At 57.4% G+C, this 3,178-nt stretch carries 3 protein-coding genes; all 3 read left to right on the forward strand.

Going from position 1 to position 3,178, the window contains the following annotated elements; genetic code table 11:
- The first annotated feature begins 137 nt into the window (after nt 1-137).
- The gene (locus EVC45_RS44030; protein WP_129964288.1) at nt 138-1,379 is read left to right on the forward strand and encodes a tyrosine-type recombinase/integrase; all 1,242 of its coding nucleotides are present in this window, start codon (nt 138-140) and stop codon (nt 1,377-1,379) included.
- Nucleotides 1,376-2,317 carry a tyrosine-type recombinase/integrase gene (locus EVC45_RS44035; protein WP_129964289.1) on the forward strand — a complete coding sequence of 314 codons (942 nt, stop codon included), beginning with the start codon at nt 1,376-1,378 and terminating at the stop codon, nt 2,315-2,317. Before EVC45_RS44030 ends, EVC45_RS44035 begins: the two co-directional genes overlap by 4 nt.
- Nucleotides 2,310-3,178: tyrosine-type recombinase/integrase (locus EVC45_RS44040; RefSeq protein WP_129964290.1), on the forward strand; the 869-nt coding region annotated here is incomplete at its 3' end. The genes EVC45_RS44035 and EVC45_RS44040, both read left to right, overlap by 8 nt.

The following is a 3,178-nucleotide window of genomic DNA, read 5'->3' on the forward strand; positions in this document are numbered from 1 at the left end:
TCATGAGTATGGTGCGGTAAAAAATATGTCACAGTGGTTCTCAAGAACCCCGCATCGTCTATCGCGTTGACGTTTCCATGACGACATAATTTTCAGGCTGATACTGATATTCCACTGATCAATGATGGGGGAATATCATGTTCGAGACTCTCTTTACGCGTCCGCATGTTCTTGCTGCCCACAATCTCGCGCCCTGCGTGGAATCCAGGAAGCGCTTCCTCGTACATTGTCAGGAACAGGGTTATCCGCTCAGGTCGATTCGGAAGATCGCGTGGCTCCTGCTGGTGTTTTCACAGAGCATTGATCTGTCCCGCCCGCGGTTAATAACGCACGAGGAAATCGCGTTTGCCGTTGACCATCGGATTCGACTTCTCCGAAGTGAGCGCACGAACGAGTCCCGCAGCTCGCGGCTTCTCTTCATCCATACCGCCACGGCTTGGCTGCACTTCCTGGGGCGTCTGGAGGAACGGCATCCTATAGAAGAACCATTTGTTCGCTATGTCGAGCACTACGTCGATTTCATGCGCGACCAGCGAGGACTTTCCTCTGCCACGATTTCAACCTGTCGTGATGAGATCGGCCATTTTCTGGCAATGGTCTGTCGCCCTGACAAGGCGCTCGATGCTCTCACTATCCACGATGTCGACACCTACCTCGCCTATCAAGGCCACCGCGGCTGGAGCAGAGTCTCATTGCACGCGCTTGCGAGCACGCTGCGCAATTTCTTCCGGTACGCAGAAGGACAAGGGTGGGCTACCAACGTTGCGTCGGGCATTGAGGCGCCTGTGGTGTATAGAGAGGAGGGGTTGCCACTCGGGCTGAACTGGGATGACGTGCAAAGGTTTGTCGCCAGCTTTGTCGGCGAGAGCACGATCGATCTACGCAACCGTGCGATGATCATGCTGCTGGTTGTTTACGGACTGAGGCGCGGCGAGGTGGTACGGCTCCGTCTGGAGGACATCGACTGGTGCGGCGAGATCCTTCATGTCAATCGTCCGAAGCAACGCTGCACACAGCAATACCCGCTGGTGGCAACCGTCGGAAACGCCATTCTGCGCTACCTGAAGGAAGCGCGTCCACGAAGCGCCCATCGAGAGCTCTTCCTGTCGGTCGAGGCGCCGATCCGACCGCTGTCACCCGGACGCGTAAGCGGCATTGTCCGCTCGCGTCTCACGACGCTGGGCATCGATACTCCGCGGCGTGGTGCACATTGCCTGAGGCACGCCAACGCCCGGCATTTACTCGACGCTGGTTTTGCGCTGAAGGAGATCGGTGATCACCTCGGCCATCGCAGCGCTTCGTCGACGAGAATCTATGCAAAGGTCGACCTGACCGGACTGCGGTGTGTGGCCGAAATCGATCTGGGGAGTCTGCTATGAAGCTCTCCGAACTCGTTGCCCAATACGTGAGCCACAAACGGGCGTTGGGCATGCGCTTCAATTCCGAGGCGGCCACGCTTGCCTCATTCTGCCACCGGGTTGATGGCAACATTGATGTGGAATCGGTCACGGTCGAACAGGTACAGGACTTTCTGACTGGCAACAGACCGCTGACTAACCATTGGCGGAAGAGAAGGTCTGTACTTGACTGCCTGTTTCGTTTTGCCCTCTCGCGTGGATATGTCAAGGCTTCGCCGCTTCCTCGCTACAGTCCGAGATTGCCGCCACCGCTGACACCCTATATTTATTCGCAGCAGGAATTAAAGCGCCTGCTCGACGTGGCGTCGGCGGCATGCAGTCCACGCGGTCTGCTGGATGCATATGTTTTGCGTGCACTCATTCTGATTCTGTACGGCGGTTGCCTCCGCCATGGCGAAGCCTTGCGGTTAACTATGCAGGACGTCGATCTCGACGAAGCCGTCCTGCACGTGCGCGAGAGCAAATTCTATAGATCGAGGCTGGTTCCGCTAGGCGCAGATCTGAATAGAGCGATGCAAACCTATGCCCGGCAACGCAACCAGAGATTTGGGCAGGCACCGGATGCGCCGTTCTTCTGCTTACGCGATGGTCGCCCCCTGAGCCAGAAAGCTGTGCGCAAGGCCTTTCAGCGACAGCGTACTCTGGCAAATATCCAACGCGAAGGCGGTGCGTCCTGCCAGCCGAGGCTGCATGATTTGCGACACTCAGGCGCAGTGCACCGGCTAATCGCCTGGTATCGCAGCGGCGCAGATTTGCAACTGTTGTTGCCGCAGCTCGCGACCTATCTCGGCCACATCGATCTCGCGGGCACCCAACGCTACCTTACCCTGACGCCCGAGTTGCTGAATGCAGCGAGCACGCGCTTTGAAACGTACGTCCTTGAGGTGCAACATGAATAACTCATCCCTGCTGGGTCCGTGGATCCGACGTTTCCTGATTGAGTATCTGGTGGACGAACGTAACCTTGCCGTGAATACGCAAAGAAGTTACCGCGACATGCTCATGCTGTTGCTTCCGTATTTGGCCGCCAAGGTCGACAAGCGGATCGACCGCCTGACCGTTGATGATCTCTCCGCGCAAATGGTCCGCCTGTTCCTGACGCACATGGAAGAACAACGCCACTGTACGGTCAGCACACGAAATCAGCGGCTTGGTGGCATCCATGCGCTGGCTCGTTTCATCGGCGAACATGCGCCTGAATACGTCGACTGGTGGGCACAGATTCATCTGATTCCGGTTAAGAGAACCAGTCGGCCGGAGATCAACTATCTTAGCAGGCAGGAAATGGACGCCCTGCTCGCTGTCTCTGACGTCAATACAGCGCAGGGGCAGCGCGAACATGCGTTACTGCTCTTCATGTTTAACTCAGGAGCGCGTGCAAGCGAAGCTGCGCAGCTCAAGATTGGCGACGTTGACTGGCACACGCGCTCGGTCAGTATCGTCGGCAAGGGGAACAGACATCGCCGCTGCCCGCTCTGGAAATCCACGCTCGATGCGTTGCGCTTACAGTCCGAGGGGAGGACCGCAGACGCGCCGGTGTTCCTCAATCGATTCCACGAGACGATGACGCGCTCCGGCATTCATGCATTGGTCAAGCGCTGCGCTATCCGTGCTGCAGCCAACGCGCCGTCGCTTGCCGGCAAGAATGTGCACCCACATGTGATTCGGCATACGACCGCCTCGCTACTACTCCAGGCCGGTGTCGACATCAATACGATACGCGGCTGGCTTGGGCACGTTTCGTTGGAGACGACCAACAT

It is taken from the genome of Paraburkholderia sp. UYCP14C, assembly GCF_004197395.1.
Lineage (GTDB): Bacteria > Pseudomonadota > Gammaproteobacteria > Burkholderiales > Burkholderiaceae > Paraburkholderia.